Annotated in this window: 5 protein-coding genes and 1 CRISPR repeat array; all 5 genes read right to left on the reverse strand. The window is 46.1% G+C overall.

What is annotated here, in order from left to right:
- Nucleotides 1-103 precede the first annotated feature (103 nt).
- Nucleotides 104-2208: a CRISPR direct-repeat array (repeat unit 29 nt; unit sequence CGGTTTATCCCCGTATTCACGGGGAACAG).
- Nucleotides 2209-2398: 190 nt separating this feature from the next.
- From cas6e to Xets_RS19380, 5 genes are read right to left on the reverse strand one after another with little or no spacing between them, the layout of a single operon-like run.
- Nucleotides 2399-2998 (reverse strand): type I-E CRISPR-associated protein Cas6/Cse3/CasE, encoded by a 600-nt coding sequence (cas6e, locus tag Xets_RS19360; RefSeq protein ID WP_099132593.1) that lies wholly within the window; start codon nucleotides 2996-2998, stop codon nucleotides 2399-2401.
- Nucleotides 2989-3657 carry a type I-E CRISPR-associated protein Cas5/CasD gene (gene cas5e, locus Xets_RS19365; RefSeq protein ID WP_099132594.1) on the reverse strand — a complete coding sequence of 223 codons (669 nt, stop codon included), beginning with the start codon at nucleotides 3655-3657 and terminating at the stop codon, nucleotides 2989-2991. The genes cas6e and cas5e overlap by 10 nt, the downstream gene beginning before the upstream one ends.
- 2 nt (nucleotides 3658-3659) lie before the next feature.
- On the reverse strand, nucleotides 3660-4751 hold the full coding sequence (cas7e, locus tag Xets_RS19370; protein WP_187652375.1) for a type I-E CRISPR-associated protein Cas7/Cse4/CasC: 1092 nt from the start codon (nucleotides 4749-4751) through the stop codon (nucleotides 3660-3662).
- 12 nt (nucleotides 4752-4763) lie between these two features.
- Nucleotides 4764-5261 (reverse strand): type I-E CRISPR-associated protein Cse2/CasB, encoded by a 498-nt coding sequence (gene casB, locus Xets_RS19375; protein WP_187652376.1) that lies wholly within the window; start codon nucleotides 5259-5261, stop codon nucleotides 4764-4766.
- Between the two features lie 2 nt (nucleotides 5262-5263).
- The gene (locus Xets_RS19380; protein ID WP_187652377.1) at nucleotides 5264-6388 is read right to left on the reverse strand and encodes a CRISPR-associated endonuclease Cas3''; all 1125 of its coding nucleotides are present in this window, start codon (nucleotides 6386-6388) and stop codon (nucleotides 5264-5266) included.
- Nucleotides 6389-6545 lie beyond the last annotated feature (157 nt).

Below are 6545 nucleotides of genomic sequence, written 5' to 3' on the forward strand. Positions count from 1 at the left end.
TATGACAGTAACGACAAACCACATCCACTTTAGCCATCTCTCACTCCATAATAAAAAGCAGGGAGTTTATCACAATATCTAATCATTGAGAGCGTGACCCAGCCGGTTTATCCCCGTACTCACGGGGAACAGTATATAATTCTTTAATGGATGAATTATAATCTCGGTTTATCCCCGTACTCACGGGGAACAGTACGCAATTAAATTATGTGACATATCTATATCCGGTTTATCCCCGTACTCACGGGGAACAGAACCACTGCATGAATAAGAAAGCATTGTCTGACGGTTTATCCCCGTACTCACGGGGAACAGGATTGACAGGCGATATTCCGCCCACGGCAGAACGGTTTATCCCCGTACTCACGGGGAACAGATTGACTGCCTACTCCGTATCAATGCCGGAGGCGGTTTATCCCCGTACTCACGGGGAACAGGCCCTGCGATTAACTGCCCCTCTTTTCCAGTCGGGTTTATCCCCGTACTCACGGGGAACAGTTGCTAATCGTGATGGTGCGGCATTGGCGCGACGGTTTATCCCCGTACTCACGGGGAACAGGATTGACAGGCGATATTCCGCCCACGGCAGAACGGTTTATCCCCGTACTCACGGGGAACAGGGCGCGGAACAGGCTGAGCTGGCACTGGAAGCCGGTTTATCCCCGTACTCACGGGGAACAGCTGCACGGAGGCGCAAAATTCACGAGTGGTTACGGTTTATCCCCGTACTCACGGGGAACAGTCCCAGTGTCATCCGCGCAATTCTGTCTCCGGCGGTTTATCCCCGTACTCACGGGGAACAGTACTCAAGGAATCCTGTCACCATAGTAGAGAGCGGTTTATCCCCGTACTCACGGGGAACAGACTGAGGCCAAAAACTCAGGCACTCTATGATTCGGTTTATCCCCGTACTCACGGGGAACAGCGTGAACAGGGCGCGCATTGCCCAATTGTCAGCGGTTTATCCCCGTACTCACGGGGAACAGCATCCCGCAATCATGAGTGCTAAGGAGCGTGTCGGTTTATCCCCGTACTCACGGGGAACAGATACCAGAGCGCGAAGCCGAGTAACCTAATGACGGTTTATCCCCGTATTCACGGGGAACAGTTATGCACAAGGGCGTGTCGCGCATCGGGGCAGCGGTTTATCCCCGTATTCACGGGGAACAGCTTAAATAAATCCACCAGACTCTGATAACCGTCGGTTTATCCCCGTATTCACGGGGAACAGGAACAATCCCGTGAACGGGTGGGCTACTATGGCGGTTTATCCCCGTATTCACGGGGAACAGAATCAGATCGCCCGTGTCATAAGTGGGTTTAGCGGTTTATCCCCGTATTCACGGGGAACAGAACAACCCCATAGTAATAGTAAACGGAAATCCCGGTTTATCCCCGTATTCACGGGGAACAGTATTTTAGAGGAAAATAATAAAGAAAATAATTCGGTTTATCCCCGTATTCACGGGGAACAGATATAATAGTGGAAGGGAACAATATGAAAGAGCGGTTTATCCCCGTATTCACGGGGAACAGCCCGAAAAAGTAACAAAAATAAAAAATAATCCCGGTTTATCCCCGTATTCACGGGGAACAGTTTATGTTTGCCTGCAAAAAGAAGATGAAGTCCGGTTTATCCCCGTATTCACGGGGAACAGTTTATGTTTGCCTGCAAAAAGAAGATGAAGTCCGGTTTATCCCCGTATTCACGGGGAACAGAGAGAAGGCAAACTTCATCATCATAATTATTGCGGTTTATCCCCGTATTCACGGGGAACAGGAACCCGCCCACCTTGAGGCCGCCGAGGAAGCCGGTTTATCCCCGTATTCACGGGGAACAGGGATAGCGCATCCGTCCCACTGTGTGCCTTGGGCGGTTTATCCCCGTATTCACGGGGAACAGAGTGACACAATGAAAAAAGCACTGAAAGCCGCCGGTTTATCCCCGTATTCACGGGGAACAGCCATTGACCGCTCAGGTTATTGCACTGATCATCGGTTTATCCCCGTATTCACGGGGAACAGTTGGTGAGCGCATTAGATTGCGCAGAAAAGAGCGGTTTATCCCCGTATTCACGGGGAACAGGCAATGAGTCCGGCTATAATAACGAATACTATCGGTTTATCCCCGTATTCACGGGGAACAGCCCATGCAGAACCAGAAGCAAGATCACGATGACGGTTTATCCCCGTATTCACGGGGAACAGACTAATTATATCTATTTGTTTTTAAAGAGCTTATTTGATATAAATAATTCCACCACGTTTTTTACTTAAAAAACGCATTTTATTAAATATAAAAATATTTGTTTTTCAAAATGTTAAAAAAGACAAAACTTAAACCATCCCGATCTACCGAAATTCCCTATACGAAAAATTTGTGCTACGAGGATCATCTCTAACTCAAACCCAAAGAGAGTAAACCACAACCCATAGCTTTAGCCGGACCAATTCCTTGACTTAAAAGAGTAATAAAGGATTCATTTTCCTGTACGATGATTTGCCCTTCAAAACATATTGGCTGAATTTTTCCCCTAATATCATCTTTGTAAAAATAGATTGGGGACTCCGGTGTTACCCAAGCCGTCGATAACAGCGCCGCTCCTGCTAATTTGCGCGATAACCACTGCAACTGTTCCTCCTCATGAATGAGCGGTACTCGGCAACCTTTGATCTTACCGTTGCGATCACGGCGCTGTTCTCCGTCTTTAATAGTCTTAATCGGATTAGCCCGTAACTTAAAACGTAGCTTGGCACCATTCGGAATAGACCACTGAATAGGTTTACTCACGATAACCTGAGCCGCTTGCGCTGACGAAGGTGCCTGCACTGATTGCAATAAAGCTTCCGCACCACGACCAAAGTGTTGAGCCTCAATCCGAAAGAGAAAATCACGTGCATCATTAGGACGATGAGGAAAAAGTTGCCACAAAGCCCGATGCAATTGATAGGGATCTTTTGCCCATCGCCAGTCAATCCAGACTTTGCTTAAGAACATGGCAAATCTCCCTGAATAACAAACCAATCATGTGTCGAAAACTGACGTGGTAAGGCAATAATAGGCTCATCACGAACATGTAAAGGAGGGGCTTTGGGATTGATAGCCTCTTCGCTATAAATAGTTCCTCCGCCACCGAATTGATTTAATGCCAATCGGGGATTATCTGCCTCACACTGTCCCAAATAGAGTGGATGACTCAATGGGCAACTGCGTCTTCCCAAATAGGGAGTAAACCACGGCTTCTGAACTGAGGTGACTAAATTCACTAGTTTGTAATGACTGTTGGGTAAACACCAAACAGCTACGGTAAAATGGGCATCACAGAGGTATTCACGCCAAGTTTGGATGGTGTCATGGCTTTTCAAACCAACGTAATCGACTCTAGCATCCTTAATGGTGTGATAATCCGTAATTTTGCTCAACTCCACAAACTTATCACCCAATTTATGATCATCACAACGCACCGCGAAACGCACACTGTCGGACAAGGCCTGAAGTAACTCTTTGTCATTTCGGCGTATCCCAAGACACGCCCCAAGCAATCCCAGTAAGCCACTGCGAGTGGGAAAATTAGCGGTGGGACGCATACCTTCAAACGTGGGCTGCCCCCAAAACTGCATGGGGCCGGAAAGGCGTAATATGAGATAAGAAGCCATATTTAACCCTCACCGTTACTACGGATCCAGTTCTTCAGTTCTTCCAATCCTGATTTGGACACAACACCTTCCGGAAGCGTTGTATTCAACAAAGAGAATTGCGCAGCCGATCCAGTTAGTCCATACACTTGGGCAACACGGTTCCAGTAATCTGTGAACGCTTCAATAGAGGGTTTGAGATAGCCATCCTGTTTTGCTTTGACAGGTGTTTCAAAAGCGTTGGCCATAGACACTGGCACATCAGAAAAGTTGACGATTACCAAATCCGCTGGATTAAACGCCGCGAATGTACGTTGTTTCGCATTCGGTGTTTCCGTCGCCAACATATGCGCCAGATGTGCGGCAATATCTAGTACCTTACTGCGTTCAATCCCCCCCAGATTCTCCTGTAATTGCGCAAGATTCAGGCTGGCATAGCGGTAGAAAACACCAGCAGAGAATTCCTGAGTTCCCAAATGAGCAGAGCCCAGATCTTTTAAATCATCAACGGCAGAAAACCAGTCAATATCCGATTCCACAGCATGTGTAGTGATAGCATGTGCGATGGACATAGCACCATCTACTTTACCCAGCTGACTCATCAGGCCGCTAGTCGCCATACGGCCACTTAACGCCACGTCAACGCCATTTTGTAAATTAGCACGCATAGCCGCAATATGCGGTTTCAGTTGCTTTGCCAATTTTTTGGCATCAAGTTTTTCAGCATCTGCTTGAGCAACCTGTTCACAGAACCAGGCGACTTCTTCTGTTACCCAGGGAAATACCGCATCCCCAATTATTTCCTTCGCATCATCAATGTCTTTTCCTATCAATAGAGCTAGTGAACGATCAATCAGCGCTGTTTCAAAGCGTGCTCCCAAACGTTCATGTAAAACATTTCTAAGTTCAGCCAGTTGAATAGTACGAATACTCGACTCCCCCAGATGTCGCATGTAGTAGTTGCTTTTACGCATTGCTCGTTTAAGACTTTGGCTGGAAATACGCACCCGACGCTTGCCACCAAAGATAGCGTCCTTTTGCATATTCATATCATCACGGTTCAGGCAAGCCGGGCTATGGGAGATTAGTACGTGGAAGTTAATAAAATTGTTCATTATGTTACATCCTTATGCGGTTTTCTTTTTAGGAGGAAGAGCAAGTATGAAATCTTCTAAGATCTGACGGCGAGCATGTTGATTCCACCGTATTAATTGCCTGGCCAACGCTGGCCAGTAAAGCTTAGGTTCAGCATGGATGAGCAAACGACGCAGCTGCACCATATCGTTAGGCCAATCCGCACGCAACACTTGGTACAGCCGGCGTTCACTGATACGCTCACTATCTGCCAGCGCCTTACCCAGACTAATACCTTTGGGATTTTCTTCATCCGGTTCAGTATGTTCAATAACTTCTTTCCCTGCACTCAGACAAAACACCATACGGAGCAATGGCCATTGTTTCTCTGCCTCCTTCCAGCCGAAAGGTTGTACTAGACGGTAAAAAGCAGGAATATCCCTTAGTTTTTCAGGTTCAGTCACACGCCTAAGTTGGGCACAAGCACCGTTATCCAGTTCCTTCCAAGCTTTGTAGAGAGCAAGTAGATCAAAATCGGAATCAAACGACATTTTTATTCTCCTTGAGGCTGACTCAAAGCAGTGAGTTGTTTGTGTAGGCTACGGCGGGCAATAGCTAATGCCTTGACCAGCTTGGGGTGATGGCGATAAGGTGCGGTCATTTGTTTAAAAAGATTAATACACAAATTATTTAGACTTTTCTTCAATTGCTCTAAGTACTCATCTGCCTGTGTAAAATCGATAGATGCCAACAAATTAGGGATAAGCAAGTCACTCTGTCGGTAATATTCTCGCTCTCCCTTTTCATGCACCGGTATTCCAGCCCCTTTGATATCATTCTCTTTGATACCTTCCGCAAAGATGTAAAGTGCCTTACGCATAGCATCTTCTTGGTAACGCTGTTCGAAATAAGCTCGCAACTCCGCCACATCAGAGACAGCAGCAGCGCGGTAGTTAAAAGTATCTCCGGTTGACCAAGAGCCTAGCCAGTCCGCTATCGAACAAAACCCAGCCATCAAAACGGAACAATCAGGTGGAGTATCTTGTAACGAAAGACCCACTGGCGATAAAAACAACTCCGCAGCAATATCCAACCAGGCTAGCCGGGCTTGTTTATCACGAGCTGCATGGTGACGTAATAAAAATGGCAGCGGATAATCAACACAATGGATGACATCCTTTTTCTGCCTGATAACGCCATGATGGCCACATACTGCTTCTATCCAGGAGAACCAATTCTGATAAAGGTGTACTGTATCAGTAAATTCAAAGTCATCATCGTCTTCAGATGATTCTGGCTGATAGTCATTAATAAACCAATAAAGCCCTGTGGCGCCATGATCGTAACTTTGACATTCTTTGATTGAAGGTAATCGGGGTTGTTTATCTTCTGGGTTTAAAGATAACCATGTTTGTGGGGATTTATATTGAAAGCGGATATCAAATTTACCCAGATCATGTAAGGCGACAAAAAAGAGTACCCATGCCCTCACCTCACGTTCATTCCTATTTTGATGGATGCAAAACAGATGTCTTAATCCCGGACTATGATCCCACCAGTACGCAGCAACACTGACCACATCCAGAGAGTGGAAAGATAACAGATGATATTCATCTCCCTCTAAAGCTTTTAGTTTTCGCGCTTTTCCCCAATATCGTTGTATTACAGTAATATTCATTCTATTCAAATGTGATTGGATTATTGTTAAAAGAACGCGATGCTCGACTTTAACATCTTATAACGTTGGCTTGTTGAAGCCAGTCGCGTTGACTTTTACCTTGTTTAAAATTGGCAAAAATACCCAACGTGTGAGAAAGAAGTTTTCTAGCAATTCG

Source organism: Xenorhabdus sp. TS4, assembly GCF_014467265.1.
GTDB classification, from domain to species: domain Bacteria; phylum Pseudomonadota; class Gammaproteobacteria; order Enterobacterales; family Enterobacteriaceae; genus Xenorhabdus; species Xenorhabdus ehlersii.